16 protein-coding genes are annotated in these 22744 nt (G+C 63.7%); all 16 read left to right on the plus strand.

What is annotated here, in order from left to right:
• Nucleotides 1-71 precede the first annotated feature (71 nt).
• The 16 genes from B4920_RS18970 to B4920_RS19045 all read left to right on the plus strand — a co-directional run bounded on the left by B4920_RS18970 (nucleotide 72) and on the right by B4920_RS19045 (nucleotide 22698).
• Nucleotides 72-2111 carry a sigma-54-dependent Fis family transcriptional regulator gene (locus B4920_RS18970; protein WP_216819952.1) on the plus strand — a complete coding sequence of 680 codons (2040 nt, stop codon included), beginning with the start codon at nucleotides 72-74 and terminating at the stop codon, nucleotides 2109-2111.
• 186 nt (nucleotides 2112-2297) lie between these two features.
• Nucleotides 2298-2717 (plus strand): metalloregulator ArsR/SmtB family transcription factor, encoded by a 420-nt coding sequence (locus B4920_RS18975; protein ID WP_079436250.1) that lies wholly within the window; start codon nucleotides 2298-2300, stop codon nucleotides 2715-2717.
• 250 nt (nucleotides 2718-2967) lie between these two features.
• Nucleotides 2968-3543, plus strand: a complete 576-nt coding sequence (locus tag B4920_RS18980) for an acyl carrier protein (protein WP_161493338.1) — start codon at nucleotides 2968-2970, stop codon at nucleotides 3541-3543.
• Nucleotides 3540-4823, plus strand: coding sequence for a beta-ketoacyl-[acyl-carrier-protein] synthase family protein (locus B4920_RS18985; protein WP_216819953.1), 1284 nt, complete (start codon nucleotides 3540-3542; stop codon nucleotides 4821-4823). The genes B4920_RS18980 and B4920_RS18985 overlap by 4 nt, the downstream gene beginning before the upstream one ends.
• Entirely contained in the window at nucleotides 4820-5956 is a 1137-nt protein-coding gene (locus B4920_RS18990; protein WP_079436252.1) for a beta-ketoacyl synthase N-terminal-like domain-containing protein, read from the plus strand. The genes B4920_RS18985 and B4920_RS18990 overlap by 4 nt, the downstream gene beginning before the upstream one ends.
• The gene (locus B4920_RS18995) at nucleotides 5953-7230 is read left to right on the plus strand and encodes a beta-ketoacyl synthase (protein ID WP_216819954.1); all 1278 of its coding nucleotides are present in this window, start codon (nucleotides 5953-5955) and stop codon (nucleotides 7228-7230) included. Before B4920_RS18990 ends, B4920_RS18995 begins: the two co-directional genes overlap by 4 nt.
• On the plus strand, nucleotides 7223-8512 hold the full coding sequence (locus B4920_RS19000; RefSeq protein ID WP_161493339.1) for a beta-ketoacyl synthase N-terminal-like domain-containing protein: 1290 nt from the start codon (nucleotides 7223-7225) through the stop codon (nucleotides 8510-8512). The genes B4920_RS18995 and B4920_RS19000 overlap by 8 nt, the downstream gene beginning before the upstream one ends.
• Nucleotides 8513-8531: 19 nt before the next feature.
• Entirely contained in the window at nucleotides 8532-11411 is a 2880-nt protein-coding gene (locus B4920_RS19005; protein WP_079436253.1) for an aminotransferase class III-fold pyridoxal phosphate-dependent enzyme, read from the plus strand.
• A gap of 29 nt (nucleotides 11412-11440) precedes the next feature.
• Nucleotides 11441-12244, plus strand: coding sequence for an SDR family NAD(P)-dependent oxidoreductase (locus tag B4920_RS19010; protein WP_079436254.1), 804 nt, complete (start codon nucleotides 11441-11443; stop codon nucleotides 12242-12244).
• A gap of 5 nt (nucleotides 12245-12249) precedes the next feature.
• Nucleotides 12250-13017 carry an SDR family NAD(P)-dependent oxidoreductase gene (locus B4920_RS19015; protein ID WP_079436255.1) on the plus strand — a complete coding sequence of 256 codons (768 nt, stop codon included), beginning with the start codon at nucleotides 12250-12252 and terminating at the stop codon, nucleotides 13015-13017.
• On the plus strand, nucleotides 13005-14261 hold the full coding sequence (locus B4920_RS19020; RefSeq protein WP_079436256.1) for a DUF1302 family protein: 1257 nt from the start codon (nucleotides 13005-13007) through the stop codon (nucleotides 14259-14261). Before B4920_RS19015 ends, B4920_RS19020 begins: the two co-directional genes overlap by 13 nt.
• A 34-nt stretch (nucleotides 14262-14295) precedes the next feature.
• A complete protein-coding gene (locus tag B4920_RS19025; RefSeq protein ID WP_161493340.1) occupies nucleotides 14296-15123 on the plus strand; it encodes an outer membrane lipoprotein-sorting protein in 828 nt (275 codons plus the stop codon).
• A complete protein-coding gene (locus B4920_RS19030; RefSeq protein WP_079436258.1) occupies nucleotides 15098-17707 on the plus strand; it encodes an RND family transporter in 2610 nt (869 codons plus the stop codon). The genes B4920_RS19025 and B4920_RS19030 overlap by 26 nt, the downstream gene beginning before the upstream one ends.
• Nucleotides 17708-18133: 426 nt before the next feature.
• Nucleotides 18134-20071, plus strand: a complete 1938-nt coding sequence (locus B4920_RS19035) for a hydantoinase/oxoprolinase family protein (protein ID WP_079436259.1) — start codon at nucleotides 18134-18136, stop codon at nucleotides 20069-20071.
• Nucleotides 20072-20088: 17 nt separating this feature from the next.
• Nucleotides 20089-20475 carry an acetone carboxylase subunit gamma gene (locus tag B4920_RS19040; RefSeq protein WP_079436260.1) on the plus strand — a complete coding sequence of 129 codons (387 nt, stop codon included), beginning with the start codon at nucleotides 20089-20091 and terminating at the stop codon, nucleotides 20473-20475.
• A gap of 87 nt (nucleotides 20476-20562) precedes the next feature.
• Nucleotides 20563-22698 (plus strand): hydantoinase/oxoprolinase family protein, encoded by a 2136-nt coding sequence (locus tag B4920_RS19045; protein ID WP_079436261.1) that lies wholly within the window; start codon nucleotides 20563-20565, stop codon nucleotides 22696-22698.
• Nucleotides 22699-22744 lie beyond the last annotated feature (46 nt).

Below are 22744 nucleotides of genomic sequence, written 5' to 3' on the forward strand. Positions count from 1 at the left end.
GATACACAGAATCGTGCGCCAGGATGGACTCCGTCGGCGACACGGTCGGACACACATAAAGGAGGGTGGGCATGGCTGCCACAGTTTCATCGGGCCAGATGTTTTCCATTCCGGAAAACGACGGCCACATCATGACGTCCTGGGAGCGTTTCCTCAGCGGTGACGAAACGGGATCCGACGCACTCCGTCGCCTGATCGACGATTCCTGGCGGCGCTGCTACGGCGCCAGTGTCGATCCCGAGCGACATCAGGCGCCGGAGCCGCTGGCCGAGCATTCCCTGCATTCCCTGCGTGACGAGTGCGGCGAACTGCTTACCGCCAGCGCGCCGGTGATGGCTTCGGCGCGGGATTTCCTGTCGGAGACCGGCACCGTGATGGTCCTCACCGATCAGTGCGGCACGATCCTCAATCTCGAAGGCGACATGTCCACGCGCGGCGCGGCGGAGAACGTACACCTGCTGTCCGGCGCCAACTGGAGCGAGCTGGCCTGCGGTACCAACGCCATCGGCACGGCGCTGGAGGTCGGTCAGCCGGTACAGATCCATTCGGCCGAGCACTACTGTGCGGGCATCAAGCGCTGGTCCTGTTCGGCCACGGTGATCCGCGACCCCTACGACGGCACGATCCTCGGCGTGGTGGACGTCTCCGGGCTCAGCGCCTCCTACAGCCGGCACAGTCTGGCCCTGGTGGTCGCCACTGCCGGGCGCATCGAGAACCGCCTGGCCAAGATCGAGCTTGGTATCCGCTACCGTCTGCTGGAGCAGTGCGTCGAGCGTCTGTCGGGCATGTCGGCGGACGGCATCATCGTCTTCGACCGCCGCGGCCGCGCCATCAAGGCCAATGGCCGCGCGTCGGTGGTGATGGCCGACATGGGGATCGGCGAGGCGGCGGTGGCGCCGGACGGGCTGGCCTCCCTGTCGCTGGCCTGGAAGAAGGGCCGGCGCCTGCCCGATGAGATGCCCGACTGGATGCACCGCGAGTGGCTGGAGCCGGTGATCCAGGATGGCGAGCAGATCGGCGCGGTGTTGACCTTGCCGAGTCGCCGCGTGAGCAGTCCGGCGGGCGGACGGATCGTGATGCCGGTGATAGCGGGCGAGTTGTCGTCCGAAAAGGAAGGCTCCTTCGAGCGGGTGGTCGGCGAGTCGTCGGCGCTGATGCAGGCCGTCGGACGGGCCCAGCAACTGGCCAAGTCGCGGGTGCCGGTGCTGCTGCTGGGCGAGACCGGTGTCGGCAAGGACGTTTTCGCGCGCTGCATCCATGAGTTCGGTGCCACCAAGGACGCCCCCTTCGTGGCCCTCAACTGCGGCGGCTTCTCCCGCGAGCTGCTGACCAGCGAGCTGTTCGGCTACACCGAAGGCTCCTTCACCGGCGCCCGCCGCGGCGGCATGATCGGCAAGATCGAGGCGGCCGACGGCGGCACCCTGTTCCTCGACGAGATCGGCGAAATGCCGATCGACCTGCAGCCGCATTTCCTGCGCGTGCTGGAGGAGGGCGAGGTCTATCGCCTCGGCGAGAACAAACCGCGCAAGGTTAATTTCCGCCTGATCGCGGCGACCAACCGGGATCTGCGCAAGGAGATCCAGGCCGGGCGTTTCCGCATGGACCTGTTCTACCGGGTGGCGGTGACCAGCATCAACATCCCGTCCCTGCGCGAGCGGGCCGCCGACATTCCCTTGCTTGGCGAGCACTACCTCGAACGGCTGGCACGCCAGCACGGCCTGGCCCCGCGCCACCTGTCGCGGGGCGCCGTGGAGCAACTCCAGCACTATGCCTGGCCGGGCAACATCCGAGAGTTCCGTAACGTGATGGAGAGCATGCTGCTGACCTCCCAGGAGGCGGTGCTCACTGAGGCGGATCTGCCGCCGGACATCCGCGCTTCTCTCGGCGGTACGCCTGCGGCTGGCGTGGAGTTGTCCGGTGGAGACGGCCGCGACCTGACCTGTCTGGAGAACGCCGAGCGCGACGCAATTCTGCGGGCCATCAAGGGCTGTCGCGGCAACATGACCGCGGTGGCGCGGGAGCTCGGCATCGCCAAGAGCACCGTGTATGTGAAGCTGAAGCGTTTCGGGCTGGAGAGCCTGGTGGACGATTTACGCAATTACCGCGCCTGAGCGCGGCTGAATGCAGCCCTGGATGTCCGGTTGCGGTAGCGCGCCGGACAAGTGTTTTCTTCCGCGCAATAGTGCCTTGTCGATGTTCAAATAGCTGGCTGATACTCAGTGCGGCCAAACTCCGGCCATGTTCGGGTACGCTTCCCGGTGCCCGCGGCTGGAGGATGTCACCGTCGCACGCATTGAATGGAACAGCCAGTGGCTCAACGAGAAGAAGAAACCGATTCGCTCCCGTGCAAGGATGAGCGTCTTTTTGAAGCTATTGCGTCCTTGCAGGATGATCTGGACGCGGGTTTGTTCAAGGCGTTGTCCGATCCCACCCGCCTGCGCATCGTGTCCATCCTCGTGCAGTATGGGCGACTCAGTATTGCCGACATCACGGTTCATTGCCCCCAGGACCGCTCGGTCGTGTCGCGCCACTTGAAGCATCTGCGCGAGCAGGGAATCGTTACTCACTTGAAGGACGGGCGCTTTTCATATTACGAGCTGGATGGCTTCGAGATCATGCGTCGTCTCCAGCGGATTCTTGAGCAAATGCGGGTCCTCATGCGTTTCTGCTATCCGGAGGCGATGCGGGCCTTCGAGGCTGAAAGTGCCGCCAACTGAACTGGCTGAACAGTATTCCGCCCCGAGCCGCATAGATCATCGGACTATGTTGATTTCATGTTGACGAGTGCGCCCTGTTTTCCCTCAATTTATGAATGAGGGATAAACGGCTTTCGAGGCCATTTGTAGAACAAGGCACAGTTTCTTTATGACAAATTAATTGTCGTGATCGGCTCGATTCTATACTATGTGTGCATTGGTGTGCACGTATGCATATGATATTTGGGATATCAATCTTCAGGAGCCGACCGTGAGCAACCCTTTTTCAGAAAGCGACTTGATTGCCGTCGTACAACGTACCCTGGTCAGCGTCCTTGGGTGCACCCCCGGCGATGTGGCCGCTGACGTGGCGATTGCGAATGAGCTGGACGCCGATTCGCTGGATTTCGTGGAGCTGCGCTTCAATCTTGAGAAGCAACTGGGCATCGTCCTGCCTCAAAAGAGCGTGCTCGATCATTTGGTGGCTGTGCTCGGGGACGAGTCGCAGGTCTATGACAAAGGGCGGCTGACCGAACTGGCTGCCTATGCCTTGCGCGAGAGCTTCTTCGCTTATCGTGTCGATCAGGTCGCCGCCGGCATGCAGCCCTATGAGGTGATGGGCTGCGCGACAGTGCGCAACTGGGCCAATCTGTGCAAGGGCATCCTGGACGGGCTTCCCGAGCGTTGTCCTGACTGCGGTCACGACAAGGCGGAGGTCTCTCCGTCGGGCAGGCCGATCTGCGCTGCATGCAGCTCGCCCCTGAAGGCCCGTACGGGTGACGATGCGTTGGCGGCCTCGATTCCCGGGATTGTTTCCCGCTGGTCGGAGACCCGCGTCGCTGCGTGATCAAGGCCATGGAAGAGGTCGTCATCACGGGGGTGGGCGCTGTCTCGGCCGGTACGGTGGGTGCGGACAGCCTGTTCTGGACGCTGGCTGAGGGACGATCGCTGATTCGTTCCTGGTCCAAACTTTCGGCGCTCGGTTTCGGTAATCCGAGCTGTGTGTTCATCGACAACGAGACTTGGCAGGCGGTGGATGCAAGCCTGGGCCCGCTGGAGCCGGAATGGGGCCCGCAAACGCGCCTGGCGTTGTGTGCGGCTACCGAAGCGTGGCAGCGCGCCGGTTTGGGCGAACACCGCGTCGAACGGGGCGGCGTGTTCTTGGCGAGCAACAAGCACACGTTCGATGAGGTTCAGCTGCGTTCACTTGCCCCGCACATGAACTGGGAGCGGGAACGTCTGCAGCTGGATGATTTTCTGCGCTCCGGCGTGACCCGTCCGGAGGCGTATTTCCACAAGCAGCAGGATCAGGCCGCCCTGGCTCTGGCTCATCGATTCGGCTTGCAGGCCAGCCATGGGGCACATGGTGAGGCCTGCGCCGCCGGTGCCATGGCCATCGGGGCCGCCATGCAGTTCATCCGCGCCGGGCTTGTCGACGTCGCGCTGGCTGGCGCAGCCGAGACCATGTGCAATTTCATGCCCTTGGTGGCGTTTTCCGTCGTGGGGGCATTGGCCGACGGAGAGCACCTGAAAGGCGGGGCGATCAGTCGTCCCTTCGATGAAGCACGTTGTGGCTTCGTGATGGGAGAAGGCAGTGCCTTCTTGGTCCTTGAGTCTGCCAGCCATGCTGCACGACGGGGTGCCCAGCCCCTGGCCAGGGTACGCGGTTTCGCAGGTCTGCTGGAAGCCTGTCGCATCACCGCGAGCGCCGATGATGGCAGTGAGTATGCCAGATGCATGGTCGAGGCGTTGCAGGATGCAGGGCTTGCGCCTGATGCGATCGATCATATCAATGCCCATGGGACTTCGACGCCCACCAACGACGCATGTGAGGCCCTGGCCGTGAAGCAGGTCTTCGGCGACCGTATCGCGGAGATTCCCATCACGGCCAACAAATCCGCGCTCGGCCACTCCCTTGCCAACAGCGGTGCGGTCGAGGCGGTCTTGGCGACACTCAGCTTGCATAGACAAATGCTCTTGCCCACTCTGAACTATGAGCGCGCCTGCAGTCCGTGCGCGGGCCTCGATATCGTCACGTCCACCCGTAGTGCCCCAATCAAGAACGTACTCAGCAGTTCTTTCGGTTTTGGCGGTGCCAACGCTTGCCTCGTACTGGAGGCTGCATGAGCGGATTCCGTACCGTCAAGCTGCATCTTCCCCAGCTACATTGTGCAATGGGGGACGACTGGGAAAATGTCTGGGCTGCACTCGGCAGTCCTGCGGTTCCGGGACCTGCGCCCTGGCCGGACGAACTGGCCGCAGCTTCAGCGCACGTGGCCCGGGAGCCGGAACTGGCTCCTTATGGCGTGGATCGCAAGTTGGTCCGCACCATGGAGAAACAGGCACGCATGGCGCTGGTCGGTGCAGGACGCTTGCTGGAAGCCTGGCGCCCCGACCATCTTGCGGACAGGCCTGAAACGGGCCTGTTCATGGGCCTGCCCACCATCGACGAGCCGTTGCCGAGTCTTGCAGTGCTGGAGTCGTGGCATGCCGCCGGAGGGCGTGACGATTGGAATACCACGCTGATGCGTGAGACCCAGCCGTTCTCGGGCCTGAGCTTGCTGAACAGCTCGGCCTGCGCCCATATCGCGGCTACGTTCGGGTTGAACGGTCCCATGGCGGCGTACTCCCCCTTTGCCGATGCAGGGCTTTCCGCCGTGATCGATGGTGTCCACGCGGTCGCCGAGGCGGAGTGCTCCCACGCGGTGATTGGAGCCGTCAGTACCAAGCTCGATCCACTCCTGCCGCTCCAGCACGCCCACTGGGAAGGGCGGGCCGGAGGGCTGCGCGTGCCGGGGGAGGCCTCGGCCTTTCTTCTGGCCTCTGCCGATGCGGGCCGGAACGACCCGGTGCTGCTGGGCTATGCACGGGGCTGCCATCCCCTGCGCGACGACCATGGGGACATGCTGGTGGATTTGATTGCGCAGACTCTCGAGATGGGGCGTTGCACTCCTACAGACGTAGGCTGGGTCCTGAGCAATCAGCCGTGGCAGGCTGCTCACAAGGAAAGTCTGCATCGTGCGCTCTTTGCCTTTGCTCCTCTGCATCTCCCCATCGAGGCCCGCTTTGGCTACGTCGGTCCGGCAGCAGCCACCCTTGCGGTGGGGCTCGTGCTGGAGGGGATGCGCCGGCAGCGTCGCTGGCTGACACATGGGGCGCGCTGGGAAGCGCTCCCCATGGATGCGTCCTGCGCGCTGCTCGTCATGTACAGCCCGATGGGGCAGATCGCAGTCGCGCTCATAGGAAGGGATAGGTCGTGAAGAACAGGGAGCGAGTCGTCGTCACCGGGCTCGGTGCAGTCACGGGCCTGGGAATGGGCTGGAAATCCCTGTGGAGCGGTCTCTGCAATGGGCATTCGGCAATTCGCCCCTGGCGACCGGATGGGGTGGACGATTTTCCGGTGAAGTACGCGGCCCCGGTAGACATGGCGGATTTGGCCCAGCGTTATGGGCAAGCTGCGTGGTGGGAGGCCCCCATGGAGAAACGCACGCGTTTCGGATTGGCTGCCGCGCTTGAGGCTCTTGCCGATGCGGGCCTGGTGCCGGCTGAACTCCCCTTGCGGAGCGGTATCGCCATGGGTTCGGGGGTGCCCGAGCGGGATCCGGCAGACATGCACCTGGCTCTTGGGCCGAATGGTCCTGATTGGCGCCTGCTGCACCAGCGTGCAGCCGAATTGAATCCGAATAGCGGCTTGTTGAACAGCAACGACCATCTGAGCATGAGTCTGGCGCAAGTCCTGGGCATCAACGGTCCGAACCTTAATTTTTCGACCGCATGCGCCGGGGCTACACACGCCATCGGGCATGGCATGCGCATGATTCGCCGGGGCGAGTGCGACCTGATGATCGTGGGCGGCGCGGACTCGGTCCTCAACCTGCCGACCATGATAGGTCTTCACTTGCTGGGGGCACCGTCCACGGCCGAGCGTTTCGGTGATCGCCTGTGCCGTCCGTTCGACCGGGATCGCAGCGGTTTTGTCGCCGCAGAAGGCGCAGGGGTGCTGATCCTCGAGCGCGAAGCCCATGCTCAGCGCCGTGGCGCACAGATTTACGCCGAGATAGCCGGCTTCGGCAGCGGGATGGATGCCTATCGCATCTCAGCCCCTCACCCCGAAGGTCTGGGGGCGCGACTTGCGATGCAGCGGGCCTTGCGTGATGCGAGGCTGGACCCGGCCGATGTCGGTCATATCAATGCGCACGGAACCTCGACGCCACTCAACGATCCTGCCGAAACGCTGGCGATCAGCACCACCTTTGCGAACGGGGATCACTATCGGCGGCTGAGCGTGACGGCCAACAAGTCCATGCTGGGTCACCTGATTGCGGCGGCCGGAGCCCCCGAATGCATTGCCACGGTGCTCAGCGTTGCTGATGGCATCGTCCCTCCCACCCTGAATCTGGAGAACCCGGACCCTTCTTGCTACCTGGACTACGTTCCCGGAAGCGCGCGGAGGCAGGCCCTGCGTGCCGCCCTGTCCAACTCCTTCGGCTTCGGGGGGCTCAATGCCGTTATTGCAGTCAAGGCCTATGACTAGCTCTCTTTCCTCTGCACTACTCACGGGTGTCGGCGCGGTGCTCCCCAGCGGCCTGGGGCTGGATGCAGCCTGGAATTGCTGGCAGTCCGGCCGCAGCACGCTGGGGGCGTTTGTCAGTGATTGGATCGACTCGTACCTGATCGCAGGTTATGGCGCCGTGCCGCAGGAGGCACGGCAGGCGAGCAGGGACGCGGTGCCCTACAAGTTGCGGCGCTACGGGACCGAGCCGAGCTATTGGGCGGTGCATGCCGCCGAGCAGGCCATGGCGGCCAGCGGAATCGACTGGGCCGGCGTTCCGGAGACGCGACGAGGGTTGTTCACGGGGCAGGGGGATTACACCAGTCCGAACATCATGTCTCTGCAGCGGGCACTGACCGCGATCGACCAAGGAGATGAGATCGACTTGTCGAGCCTGACGGCAGAGGCGCTTTACCGCCGCGGTGCCGATCCCTTCATGTCGATCAAGGGCTTGGCCAACAATGCGCTGGCCTTGATCAGCCTCACTCACCGCTTCCGTGGTCCGGGTGCTGCATTCGTGCAGAATGAAAGTGCCGGCATCGGAGCCCTGCAACAGGCCTTGTTCGCGTTGCACGCAGGCCAGTGCGACGTGGCTCTCGTGGTTGCCTGTGGCAGCTACATGGAACCTTTCACCCTCGCCGAGCTGTGGCGGCGCGGTCTTCTGCTGGAGCATGGCGCGGGGCGGAGGGTGGCGAGTTTCGACCGTGAGGCGGCGGGCACCATCCTTGCCGAAGGTGCGGTGGCCCTCCTGCTCGAGCGCCCTGCCAGTGCGGAAGCCCGGGGTGTCAGGTCCGGGGCCGTGGTTCACGCCCCAGGCGGCTTTGCCGCTCCTCGGAATTGCCTGGAAAGCCTGGCTGACGGCGGCTTTGAAGAAGGCTACCGACAGGCGCTGGACAGGCTTGGCGGCATACCCGGGAATGCACCGGAGTTGGTTGTCCTGGCCGATGGGCGGGGTGTCCCTGTTCTCGATGCCTTGGAGTGCCGCCAATTGGCGGCGGCTTTACCCGATGGTGTACCCATTTCCTCGCCACGCCCGCTGTTCGGCACGATCCCCGCCGCCGGAGCCTTGCTCGATGTGGCCCTGGCCGCGCGGGTCCTGGCAACAGGCAGCCTGCCGTCCGTTGCCGGGCTGAGCGCCCCGTTGGCGCCCCGGCTCGACTGGGTTGTCGGAGAGCCACGCCTGGCGAACTTCGAGCAGGTGCTCTGCCTCCAGCAGGGATTTTCCGGCTTTCATTCGGCCGTCCTCGTCTCCGATCAGGCTTAACTTCAGGATGTCTTCCTCCATGCACGACAGCTATGGCCGTTTCGTCAAACCCCGGCTCGCCGGTGTCCTGGAGGCCGTTGGCCTCGACCTGCATTACACCCGTGCCGAGGGCGACTGGCTTTACCATCACGATGCCGATGGTCGGGAGCGGCGAGTCCTCGACTTGCTGGGTGGCTATGGCGCCCTGCTGTTGGGGCACAACCATCCTGTCATCGTGGCTGCAGCTAGGGATATGCTGGAACGCCAGGTCCCGGTGCATGCGCAGTTTTCCCTGCGAGGACGAAGTGGCGAGCTGGCCCGCCGGCTCGACCATATCGCGCAGCGTGAAACCGGGGACGATACGGGGTTTATCACCACCTTCGCCAACAGTGGCGCTGAAGCGGTGGAACTGGCCATCAAGCACGCCGAACTCGAGCGCATGCTGAAGCTGGAAGCCCTGCTGGACAGGATCACCCTCAACATCGAGACTGTCCGTGACGCCTTGCGCCGTGGTGAGATCCGGCTGGATCCGGATCTCTACGAGTTCACCGACATACGTGAGCAGGTCTTCGATGTGCGCAACTTCGACGATCTGATCGTTGCCCTGATCAATCACAACAGCATCCAGCTGGGCAAGCGGCCGGTCTTCCTCGCGCTGGAAAAGTCCTTCCATGGCAAATTGGCCGGCACGGTCCAGCTCACCTACAACAAGAACTTCCGTCGTGCCTTCCAGTATTTCGGGCTCAAGGTGCGTTTCATCGGCATGGATGATGTGGATGCCCTCGAGCGGATCGCACGGGACGAGTACCTGGAGTTGTTCGACCTGTGCATTGATGAAGGGCAGGTCAAGCTGGTTCGTCAGCCGCTGCCGATCTTTACGGCCTTCCTGCTGGAGCCCATCCAGGGAGAAGGCGGTATCCGACCCGTCAGCCAGGATTTCGGCCGTGCTGTCCGCCGCTTCTGCAACCAGCAGGACTGCCCGTTGATCCTTGACGAGATCCAGAGCGGCATGGGACGCAGTGGCCGCTTCTTCGCCGGCAGCCACATCAATCTGCGCGGCGATTACTACACCCTTTCCAAGTCCCTGGGCGGTGGTCTCGCGAAGATCGCGGCAACACTGATCCGGCGGGACCGTTATCAGGACGTTTTTGGTCTGATCCACAGCTCTACGTTTGCCGAGGATGATTTCTCGTCGGGTATTGCGCTGGCGGTTCTCGAGCTGCTCGAGGCGAACGATGGTGCGCTTTACCGCCAGGCGGCCGAACGAGGGGCACGTCTGCGGGAAATGCTGGAGGACCTGCGGCGGCGTTATCCCGATGTGATTCGCGAGGTCCGCGGACAGGGCCTGCTGCTCGGTCTGGAGTTCCATGGGCAGGGGAGGGCGGACTCTCAGATCCTGCGCTCCACCGCCCATGCCGACTCCCTCGGCTATTTCCTTGCAGGCTATCTGCTGCGGGTCGAGGGTATTCGCCTGGCGCCCACCGGCAGTGCCCCGGATGTGTTGCGTCTGGAACCGTCCTTGTACATCCAGGATGAATCCATCGAGCGGCTGCGGGGGGCGCTGGAACGTGTTTGCCTGATCCTCCAGCGACAGGATGCATTGCACCTGGTTTTTCCCGTCACGGATGCGACCCGTCCCGTCCCGCGGGACGATATCCGTGACCATCGCCTGGTCGTCGCGCAATCCCGTCCGGCCAATTCGCCGCCCCATGCCGTCCGCAAGGTTGCGTTCATCAACCATCTGATCAGCCCCGGCTGGTTGAGGCAGGTGGACCCCTCGTTGGCCGAGCTGAGCGATGGCGAGTTGCGTCGCTTCGTGCAGAAGATGTCCGCCAGTCGCAAGAGTGCACCGTATCCGCCGGTGCGCATTGTCTCGACGCTGGGGCGGGCCGTGGATTTCATCCTTTATCCCCTGTGCGTGGATTCCGAGCAGATGGGCCGCTGGCTGCAGACAGGGCAGCTCGACGAAATTCGCAAGGACGTCGACGAGCGTGTACGTACCGCGCGTGAAGATGGCTGTGAGATCGCGGGCCTCGGCATGTACACCTCCATCGTCACCAACAATGGCACTGCGCTGTCCGTCCCGGAAATCGGCCTCACGACCGGCAACGCCCTGACCATCGCCATGTCCCTGGAGGCCATCCAATGTGGCATGGAGCAGCAAGGCCTGGCATGGCGGAACGCCTTGCCAGCCGTCATCGGGGCCGCCGGCAATATTGCCTCCACGTATGCAGCCATGTTGGCGGAGCATGCTCCGGGTTTGCTGCTCGTCGGCAGCGGCCGGGATGGGGCGCAGGCCCGCTTGTTGCAGACCGTGTACAGCATCTATGACGCGGCCTGGCAGGCATTGAAGAACGGCCAGTATGGCCAACATGGTATCCATGCCCGCCTTGCGGAAGAGCCGTTCATCGCGCAGTGGTTGCGTGATGGTGCTCCAGCCCAGGCGCGGGGAAAGCAGATCCACCAGGCGCTTCTCGAACGGTATGGCCATGATCCTTTCCTGCACCTCCATTCCAGCCTGGAGGCGGCCCGGGACTCGCGCATCGTGCTGTGCGCCGCCAATGCGCCGGAGCCATTCGTCGGCAGCGAGCACCTGACCCGTAACGCGTTGGTGTGCGACGTGGCCGTGCCCCATAACGTCCTGCCTTCGGTGCTGCGTGAGCGGCCAGACATTACCTACTTGCAGGGCGGCATCGTTGCCACGCCAGACGGCACGAGCTTGCATCCGGGAGCACGGGCCTTCCTCGGCGAAGGCCAGCTCTTTGCCTGCATGGCCGAGACGGCCGTGCTCGGACTCGCCGGGCACAGTGGCCATTATTCCCACGGTCCTGTCAGCCCGCAGCAGGTCAGGGAGATCGCCGCGCTCGCCCGGCTCCACGGTTTCCGCCTCGCCGACTTGAAACGCGGCAGCTCCCTTTGAACACCACCGTACGACGAGGACGTTTCGCCATGCCCGTTTCCGGCATTCAAGTCTCTAACAATGTCCTGGACGACCTGACTCCCCGCCGGCAGCTTGCCGGCCAGGTCGCCCTGGTGACCGGTGCCAGTCGCGGCATCGGCCGGGCCATTGCCCTGCGGCTGGCCGCCGAGGGCGCCCATGTGGTGCTCCATTACCGCACTGATCCGGCGCTGGCTGAAGCCCTGGCTGCCGAAATCCGGGCACAGGGAGGCCAGGCCACGCCTTACCAGGCCGACCTGGCGGCACCGGAGGGTGTGGATGCGCTGGCAGAAGCTTTCGGCCGTGACTTCGAGCAACTGCACATCCTGGTCAACAACGCCGGCATCACCCGTGACAAGTTGCTCCTGATGATGGACGACGAGGACCTGCAACAGGTCATCGCCACCAACCTGTTGGCCCCGATGCGGATGCTGCGTGAGTTTGCCGGCATCATGCTGCGTCAGCGCTACGGTCGTATCGTCAATATCTCGTCGTCGGCCGCGAGCAAGCCGGGGCGCGGGCAATCGAACTATGCGGCGGCCAAGGGCGGGTTGGAGGCCTTTACCAAAGCCATGGCTGTGGAGTTGGCACCGAAGGGCATTCTGGTGAATGCGGTCGCGCCGGGCGTGATCGAAACCGAGATGTCGGCGCAGATCCGGGCCCTGGGGGAAGGGGAGATCCTTTCCCGCCTGCTGCTCAAGCGCTATGCCACCCCCCTCGAAGTTGCCGACGCGGTGCTCTACCTGGTCAGTCCGCGCAACCGTTATGTCACTGGCGAGGTCCTGCATCTCGACGGTGGCTTGAAGATGGCTTGAAGCATATGCCGACTGAGACACGCCATGCGCTGATCACCGGCGCGGCTCTGGGGATTGGCGCGGCCGTCGCACGGCGCCTGGCGGACGATGGCTGGGTCCTGCTTCTTCTCGATCGCAACGGTGAAGCCCTGGAGGCACTGGCTGACGAATGCCGGAGTCGTGGCGCCACTGCCACGACCCTGTACGCCGAACTGGGCCCGGGCGAGCAGTGGATTCCCCCGTTGAAGGCTGCGCTCGATACGCTCGGACATCTGGATTTGCTGGTCAATAACGCTGGCGTTGCAGACGAGAACGATCCTGACGATGTTGCCGCGTGGCAGCGCGTGCTGGCCATCAATCTCGATGCACCCTTTCGTCTGGGCGCCATCTGTCTGCCCTACCTTCCGGACGGCAGCCGGATCGTCAATATCGCTTCCGTCCTGGCCCGGGCCGGAAAGATCCGCAACACCGCCTATTGCGCCTCAAAGCACGGTCTGATGGGGTACACCAAGGCACTGGCGCTTGATCTGGCGCTGCGGAGCATCACCGTCAATGCGATCCTGCCGGGATGGGTGGATACCCCGATGTTGCAGCGGGAACTCGGTGCCCAGGCCGCCGCTGTCGGCGCCCCCGTTGCTCAGGTGTTGCGCAACGCCCGTCGCCAGATCCCGCTGAAACGGTTCGTCCAGGTGGAGGAGGTGGCCAATCTGGTCCACTACCTGGCGAGCCCTGTCGCCGCCGGCATCACTGCCCAGGGTATCGTGGTGGACGGAGGCTACACGTGCGGCATGTAGCCAGCGCCGTGCTGCTGACCGCGTTTCTGGGTGGCAGCCCCGGCGTTGTCCAGGCCCTCGACGGTTCCGTGGCGGCCATCTGGGGGAGAGGGCTGTCGCAGGGGCCCGACTTCGAGCGGGGCCTGCAATTGCAATTGCGCCACAGTGTCGAGTTTGACGATGCCTTCACCATCAAGGCGGAAGGGCGGTTGCGCCGTAACGAGGCGGCCTGTTCCGGTCGCCTGCAGCCCGACAGCTGTGACGCCTACCGGGAGAATTTCGACTGGCGCGAACTCTACGTCGCCCGGAGAGCCGGCGACTGGCAGATCTCCGCCGGCCTCCAGCAGGTGGTATGGGGAAGGGCGGATGCGCTGAGGGTTTTCGATCTGGTCAATCCACTGGATCTGCGCGACTACGTCCTGCCCGATCTGAATGACTATCGCATCGCCGTTCCCATGCTGCGCGCGTTGGGGCCGCTGGGGGAGTGGACTCTTGAGGCGCTCTACCTGCCCGGTTTCAGAGCGAACCGTTACGCAGCCGCCGGCTCGCCTTTCGATCTGGGTATCCAGCAGCGCTTCGCTGCCGCCGGCATCGACACGCTGGCCGGGCGCCGGCCGGCATCGTCGCCCGGCAACGGCGAGCTGGGAGCCCTGCTGTCTATCACCCGTGGTGCACTGGATCTGAGTCTGCTGGCTTTCTCGACCTGGAACGACGACCCGGTGTATCGCTGGGACAGCACCGCCAGCGGCGCGCTCGCGGTGCGCCCCGTGTTTCGTCGCCAGCATATCTTCGGCGGCAGCGCAGCCTTGGCGCTGGATGGTGGCTGGGTCCTGCGCGGCGAGGCTACCTGGTCGCCGGATGCACCCTACAGCCGTCAGCTTGGCGATGGCACGACCCGCGCAGGGACCTTCACCGGTTTGCTGGGGCTCGATTACAGCTGGCGTGACTGGATGTTCACGACCCAGCTTTCGGACCGCAGCGTCGCAGGATGGCAGGCTGACTTCACGACCCCCCGCCGGGCGTCCATCGCGACCCTCTCGGCCACCGGGACGAGCCTCTCGGGCCGCCTGTCCACCCGTTTTGCGCTGTCATGGATGCCTCAGAACGGTGATGGCAGCTGGGTTCAGCTGCGCGGGAGCTACAAGCTGACCGATCTGTGGGTGGCAGAGGCCGAGCTCGATCTGCTCGATGGTGGGCCGAACGGCTATTTCGGCCAGTTCCGCGAGCGGGACCGCCTTCTGCTCGGGCTGCGCCGCCTGTTCTGAATACCGCAATTTCCAATTCAACGAAGGAGAACGCATGAAGCTGGCGAGATTGTTGCTGAGCGCCGTATTGATGCCTTGCCTGGTGGCCGCAGCGCCAGCAACGGGGGCCTCTGTGGATGCGGAGAGCATCCTTTCGCGGGTGCGCGATCGCAACGACGGTGACGACGTGTACTCGGACCTGAAACTCGTCCTGATCGATGAAAAGGGCGGCACCCGTGTTCGCGAGTTGCTTTATCTGCAGCGCGACTATGGCAAGGATGAAAAGCTGACGCTTTATTTCACCGAGCCTTCCGATGTGAAGGGGGTGGCGTTCCAGAGCGTGACCTACGACGAGAAGCTCGGGAAGGACGACGACCAATGGATCTACCTGCCTGCCTTCCGACAGATCCGGCGCATTGCCTCTGCAGACAAGCGGGGCAGTTTCATGGGCAGCGAATATGCCTACATCGACATGGAGAAACTGCGCGTGGGGGACTACAAGCAGAGGTTGGTCGGTGAAGAGGTCGTCCTGGGCCAGCCTTGCTGGGTGATCGAACGCCTCCCGGTGAGTGAGGAAGTGATCAACCGTACCGGTTACCACAAGACGGTGGTGTGGGTGGACAAGGCCCACGACGTGGTTCTCAAGCAGACGTACTACGACGCCAAGGGCGTCCAGTTCAAGGTCATGACGGCCAGAAAGCTGGAGAAGATCCAGGACGTGTGGACGGTGATGGAGAGCCACATGCAGGATCAGGTGAGCCGCAAGGCTTCCAGCCTCATTTTCAGCAACGTGCGCTACAACGTGAGTCTGGCGGACAAGCTGTTCCGCCAGGCCATCATGAAGACAGGAGTGAGCAATGCAGATCTACCTGCGCTTCGTTGAACGCTTTGCGCTCCCCATCCTTCTGGGGTTGTTGGGAATCACCCTATTCTTCGCCAGTCACTTGCCGGAGCTGACCGCCGACAGCAATCCCTACCTGTTGCCCGAGAGCCATCCTGCGCGCAAGACCATCCTCGACATGCGCAAGGAATTCACCGGGACCTTCGACGCGGCGCTGATCGGGATTCACAATCCGGCGGGGGTCTTCAACCGGGATACCCTGGACGCGGTCTATGACATGACGGCCGCGGCGCGTCGCATCATCCTGGCGACGGAGGACGATCGCCAGCGCCTCGAGGAACTCCGGGCGCGTTTCGGCAAGCAGTCGGAGGTTTGGGCACGGGCCGTGGAGGAGGTGTTGGCCGACGGGCTGACCCAGAACGACTATGCCGGAGCCGAAAAGCTCGTCTCCCTGGCCGAATCCCTGCCGCTGTCCCAGGCGGAGCGTGACTTCATCGCTTTCCTGCCGAGCCGCCTCAATCCGGTGAAGGAGCTGGCCGGCATGGCCGCCACCGAGAACATCGTTGCCCGCGACGGTGTGCTGGTGGTGCGTAACGCCATTCCGGACAAACGGACCGATCCGGAGATCATCCGGCGGGAGGTCATGGGCAACCGCATGATGGTGAAAGGGGTCGTGTCTGGTGACGAGAGCGTCGCGCTGATTGCCGTCGAGCTGTACCTGAAGCAGGAGGACGCGGAAGGGCAGTTGCGCGCCTACGAGGCTTTCCGGAGCATCGTTGCCGACTATGAAAAGGCACATCCCACTTACACCAAGGCCAACCAGACCTATATCGCCGGGGTGCCGATTTTCATCGCGGAGCAGAAGAAACTCATCGACCGGGACATGGAAACCCTTTTCCCCGTCGTGATCCTGGTGGTTCTGGTGATTCTCGTCCTGTTCTTCCGGCGCACGATGGGTGTATTCCTGCCGCTCGCCAACGTGGTGTTGGCCGCCGTCTGGACTCTCGGGCTGATGGCCATCAACCGCGCGCCACTGGACCTCATCACCAGCGCCTTGCCGGTGTTCCTCGTCACCATCTGCGGGGCTGACGCCATCCACATGATGAACGAGTACTACACCCAGCGTGGCGAGGGGCATCCGGTGAAGGAGGCAGTACGGCGGGCAATGCGCGAGATGGTGTCGCCGGTGATCCTCACCACCTTGACCACCATGGCGGGCTTCCTGTTCTCGACTGCGACCAACATCTCCAGCATCCAGTCCTTCGGCATCTACATGGCCATCGGGCTCGTCTTCGCCCAGTTGATTGCGCTGCTGCTGGTGCCGGCCTGGATCAATCTCTTCGGCGAAGGTCGGCGCAAGGGCGCACAGGACGCGGGGCGACCGGAGACCGTTCACCACGAGTGGCTTGGCAACGGCCTCGTTGCAGTCTTCCGCAAGGTCATTGCCCACCGTGTGCGGTTTGGCGGTGTCTTTGCATTGATCCTGGTCCTGGCAGCTCATTCCGCCAGCCAGATCCACGTGGAGGATGCTGGTTCCAGCTATTTTGCGCCGAGCAACCCTTTCCGTCAGGCCGATGATTTCGTGAATACCCATGTGGCAGGTACCAGCCCGGGCTGGGTCTCCGTGTCCACAGGGCGTCCCGGCGGGGTGCTCAAGCTCGAAACCGTACGCTTCATCGAGGCGCTCGACGATTTCCTGGAGAGCCAGCCCAACGTCACTTATACCTACTCCCTGCCCAAGTACGTGAAGCGGATGAACCTGGTGCTGAACGACATGGACCCGACCTACGATCGCCTGCCGAACGAATGGGAGAACATCCGCAGCACCGATCCGGATACCGGAAAGGTCGTGGTCGATAAGGTGAGCGGTGACGAGTTGGTGGCCCAATCCGTCCTCATGTACGAGAACGGCGGCGGTTCGGACCTGACCAACGTGTTGAACAGCGACTTTTCGAAGGCTATCTCGATGTTCACCATGAACACCACACGAGCCTCCGAATATCAGCAACTGCTCAAGGCCCTCGACACGTGGCTGGCAAGCAATACGCCGGCTGGTGTGGAGGTCCGGATCGGTGGCAGTCCGGTGATCTGGACCGGTGTTCTGCAGGAGATCGTCAAGGGGCAGCTGACCAGCTTCCTGCTGGCGCTGTCCGCCGTCACGCTGGTCCTGGTTCTGTGGCTTCGCTCGTTCAGCCAGGGAGTCCTTGCCGCACTGCCGCTGGCCACGACCATGGTGTGCTACTACGGTTTGATGACCGCGCTGGGGATCGATCTGAACATCGGCACCGCCATCATTTCCTTCCTGGTGGTCGGGATCGTGGATTATTCGGTGCACTACCTGCATCGCATCCAGTCGGCACGGGCCCAGGGGATGGATCTCGATACGGCGCTGCTGCACGCGATTCGCCACTCGGGGCGCTCCATCATCTTCAACGTATTGGTGTTCTCCCTCGGATTCCTGACGCTGTTGCTGTCGGAATTCACCCCCATCGTCCATCTGGGGGCTCTGGTTGCCCTGGCGCTGTCGATCAGTGGCTGCCTGTCCCTGTTCCTCATCACGCTGCTGGCGCCGGTATTCCTGCGCGACTCCAAGGCAAAGGTCGACGAGGCCATCAGCATGCAGTGATGTAATCCCCCATAGCCGTCCCTGCGCGCAGGCGCAGCCTGGCCCGGAGCCCCGCTTTCTGTCGCGGGCCTCCGGGCCTTTTTAATTTTTCAAGGTGTTCGCCATCCGGACGGTCCGCTCGTTCGATGTTGCGTTGCATTAATTCAACCGGAAAACGGACGGGTCATCCGCAAAGAAAACGGGGTTAATTCCGTTCTGGCGATGGTGTTTTTGTTTTCTATTTAAAATCAATGGTTTGATTTTCTTTGTGCCTTGGCACGGCCCTTGCCATATCTGTTTGTGGAAAGTCCAGGTTCGTTACCGGAAAAGAAGAAGACGCTCCGGTGGCGCGATAGATAAATGCCTGGGGTTCACACGACCACGGTTTCCTTTTCCTCGATAGGGAACGGTTTCAATCCACAAAAGGATGGCAGGAGGTAATGCGGTATGGCATTGCAAATCAATATCGATAACGGTGGGACGCTCACCGATATCTGCATCATGATGGACGACACCGTCAAGAAGACGAAGGTGTTGACCACCCCCTACGACCTGAGCAAATGCTTCTTCGAAGGGCTGCAGAAACCGTCGGCGGTGATCTACGGCGAGCAGAACGTGGCGCGCCTGCTGGAAGAAGTGGACCTGATCCGCTATTCCACCACCCAGGGCACCAACGCCATCTGTGAGCGGAAGGGGCCGCGCCTGGGCCTGATCATCGACGCCAAGGCCCGCGACCTGCCGGTGCGCCTGGCCGAGCACGATCCGGAAGTCTATGAAGCCCTGGTCGGCGACCGGGTGGTCTTCCTCGACACTGCGGCGGTGACCGGCGCGGAGGCCGATATCGAGGTCGTCAAGGCGATCAATCAGCTTACCGCGGCCGGTGCCAACCGCCTGGTGGTGAGCTTCGGCGGCGACGACTTCCTGGACCTGGAGACCCGCTTCAAGAAGGTCGTGCTGCGCAAGTATCCGCGCCACCTGCTGGGTGCCGTGCCGGTGCTGTACGGCAGCGACCTGACCACCGACCGGGACGTGGTCCGCCGCAGCTGGACGGCGCTGATCAACTCCTTCCTGCACCCGGCGATGGAGGCCTTCCTGTTCAACGCGGAAAACCGCCTGCGCGACTTCCGCACCAAGAACCCGCTGCTGATCTTCCGCAACGATGGCGACGCCTCCCGCGTGGCCAAGACGGTGGCGATCAAGACCTACAGCTCCGGCCCGCGCGGCGGTATGGAGGGCATGAAGACTTTTGCCCGCCTGTACAACATGCCCGATGTGGTGGCCATCGATGTGGGCGGCACCACCACCGACATCGGCCAGTGCCTTGAAGGCAAGGTCGCCGAGGTGCAGCGCGGCCACGTGGAAGGGATCAGCGTGTCCTTCCCGCTGTGCGAAATCATGAGCGCCGGCGCCGGTGGCAGCTCCATCTTCAAGGTGGTGAACCAGCGCATCGTGATCGGTCCCGAGAGCGTCGGCGCAGTGCCTGGCCCGGCCTGCTTCGGCCGCGGTGGCAAGGAGGCGACGATCACCGACGCCAGCCTGCTGTCCGGCATCTTCGATCCGAAGTCCTACTTCGGTGGCGGCATGGGGCTCGACCTGGACCGTGCGGCGACGGCGGTCAGCCTGTCCATTGCCCAGCCGCTGGGCATCGCCCTCGACGATGCGCTGCTGCAGATGGAGCACGCCTACGAGGACAAGATTGCGGTCGAACTGCATCGCTTCACCAAGATCTCCAAGGACACCGTGATGCTCGCCTTCGGCGGCGCCGGCCCGCTCAACGCGTGTGGCGTGGCCGAGAAGGCCGGCATCGACCGGGTTGCGGTGCCCAAGCTGGCGGCGGTGTTCAGCGCCTTCGGCATCGGTTCCTGCGACATCTCCCAGCGCTATGCGGTAGCGCTCGACGAGCGTAGCGAGCAGGCCATCGCGGCAGCCCGGCAGAGCCTCGAAGTGAAGGCCTCCCGCGACATGTTCGCCGAGGGATTCGGCGTCGGTGAATACGACGTGGAAGCCTGGCTGGTGGGCGAGGTCGATGGTGCTGCCGATGTGATCGTGCCGCTGGGCGCGGGCAATGCCTTCCCGGCTGAGCTGGCCAAGGCCAGGTCCGTCGAGCTGGAGCTGCGTGCCGTCAAGTCGCTGCGCAGCGAGGCCGGCAAGACCGCCCGCTTCGTCGAAGGCGAACCGGCCCGGGCCGACGGCACCCGCAACGTGCTGACCCGCGGCCAGGGCCGCATCGACGTGCCGGTGTACCGCCTCTCCCAGCTCAAGCCGGGCGACCACGCCGCGGGTCCGGCGATCCTCGAAGAAGACTACTTCACCTGCCGGGTGCTCGATGGCTGGAGCTTCGTCATCAGCGACGCGGGCGACATCCTGCTCAACAGAAAGGGCTGAGAAAAATGAAAGTACCGATGACCGAATACCTGCGCCTCGACCTGGATGCCGAGCAGTGGGAATGCCGCGTCTGCGATCACGTGATCGGCACGGCGAGCAAGAGCTACAAGGAAGGGATGCTGGTGCATAACCGCGACCCGCGCGAGATCCACCCGCCCATCATCGACCCGGAGAAGTACCGCTTCACCTTCAGCCCCGATCCGGACTGGGTGCGCATCCTCGAGTACTACTGCCCGCATTGCGGCACTCAGGTGGAAACCGAATACGCCGTGCCCGGCCATCCGCCCCTCCACGACATGCAGCCCGACCTGCCGGCGCTGCGCGCCCAGTGGGCCAAGCGCGAGGAGCTGAAGGACGCCGTGGTCGGCCCCGCCGTCACTGCCGACAAGGGCCACGGGCACTGAGCCGAACACCCTGGGAATTTGCCGGCGTCCACCCCTGCATGAGCAGCGAGGCCCTGGGCGCCAGTACGACAAAATTGAGGAGATAGCATGAGGCGCGTATCAGTCGATATCGGTGGCACCTTCACCGATTGTTTCGTGGTCTGGGATGGCAAGTACATCGAAGCCAAGGCCCTGACCACCCATCACAACCTGGCGCTCGGCTTCAACGAGGCCCTCGGCAAGGCCTGCCACGTCCTGGATCTGGACCTGGAGCGCATCCTGTCGGTGGTGGACTCGGTGCGCTACGCCACCACCCTCGGCACCAATGCGCTGATCGAGCACAAGGGGCCGAAGATCGGCATGCTGGTCACCGCCGGCTTCGAGGCCACCGTGCCGCTGAGCCGCGCCCGTGGCTACGGCGAAGGTCTGGACAACCTGGGCCAGCAGGACATGCCCAACGCCCAGCGTCCCGACCCGCTGGTGCTGCCGCACATGATCTGCGGCGTGCGTGAGCGCGTCGATTTCCAGGGCAAGCTGGTGATGCCGCTGGACGAGGACGACGTGCGCACCCAGATCCGTACCCTGGTGGACAAGGGCGCCGAGATCATCGTCGTGGCGCTGGTCAACGCGGTGGTCAATCCCGACCACGAGCAGCGCATCGAGGAGATCCTGCTCGAGGAATACCCGTCCCACCTGCTCGGCGCGATCCCGGTGATCCTGTCCCACCAAGTGGCGGGGCGGAAGGGCGAGTACGTGCGGGCTACCTCGGCCATCGTCGACGGCTACCTGCACTCCACGATGTACCACGCCCTGTCGGCGCTGGAGCAGAACCTGCGCGCCCACCGCTACGAGAAGCCGATGCTGGTCATCCACAACTCCGGCGGGATGGCCCAGCTCAACTCCACCGACGCGCTGCAGACCATCCACTCGGGTCCGGTGTCCGGCATCGGCGCCTCCGAGCACCTGGCCATGCAGGCCGGCCTCGGCAACGTGGTGGCCACCGATATGGGCGGCACCAGCTACGACATCGGTATCGTCGTGGAAGGCGGCATCAAGCACTACGACTTCAACCCGGTGATCGACCGCTGGCTGGTCTCCGTGCCGATGGTGCACCTGGTCACGCTGGGCGCCGGCGGCGGCTCGGTGGCCAGTTACGACCGCATGTACGACACGGTGAAGTGCGGTCCCGAATCCGCCGGCTCCGACCCCGGCCCGGCCTGCTACGACCGCGGCGGCATGAAGCCGACGGTGACCGACGCCGACCTGATCCTCGGCTACCTGGACGCCAAGAACTACGCCGGCGGCTCGATCCCGCTCAATCCCCGGCGTGCATCGGCGGCCATAGAGGACGCCCTGTGCGACGACCTGGACTGCTCGGTGGTCGAGGCCGCGCTGCTGATCCGCGAGAAGGTGGACGACAACATGGCCAACGGCTTGTTCACCGAACTGCGGGCCCGTGGCTACGACCCCAAGGACTTTACGATGCTGGCCTACGGCGGCAACGGCCCGCTGCACTGCTGCGGCATCGCCCAGAACCTGGCCATCGACAAGATCCTGGCACCCCCGCTCAGCTCGGTGTTCTCGGCGGTCGGCGCCGGCAACATGCACCAGCTGCACATCCACGAGCAGTCGCTGTACATGGTGCTGTACGACTCCAACACCCGGCACATCTTCGACGACTACACCCGCTTCAACCGCATCGTCGCCGAGTTGAAGGAGCAGGGCACCCAGGATCTGCTGCGCCAGGGCATCGCCAAGGAAGACATCTGCCACAACCTTGAGCTGGACATGCGCTACGGCAACCAGTTGGTGCAGACCACCGCGGTGATCCCGAAGCACGAGCTGCATGGCCCCGGCGATGTGCTGGCGATGATCTCCCAGTTCTCCAACGACTACGGCAAGCGCTTCGGCGAAGGCTCCCAGGCGCCGGAGGCGGGCATCCGCATCAACACCATCCGCGTGGCCGCCTACGTGCGCCACGAGACCGTCCAGTTCGAGGACATCAAGCCGGTGCCCGCCGAGCAGCGCCGGAATCCGCCGGCCCCGAGCGGCACGCGCAAGTGCTACTTCGTCGGCCACGAAGGTTCCTTCGAGACCCCGGTGTGGAGCCGTGCCGCCATCGAGCCGGGCGTACAGATCCCCGGCCCCGCGATCATCGCCTCGGAAGTGACCACCTTCCTGGTGAATCCGGGCTGGAACTTCGTCGCCGCAAAGCAGGGCGCCTCCTGGTTCCTGCGTGCCTGAGCGCCGCGCGGATCCGATCCAAGCTAACTAGACGACAGGATTGAAA

Source organism: Zoogloea sp. LCSB751 (genome assembly GCF_002028455.1).
In the GTDB taxonomy this organism is placed as follows: Bacteria; Pseudomonadota; Gammaproteobacteria; order Burkholderiales; family Rhodocyclaceae; genus Zoogloea.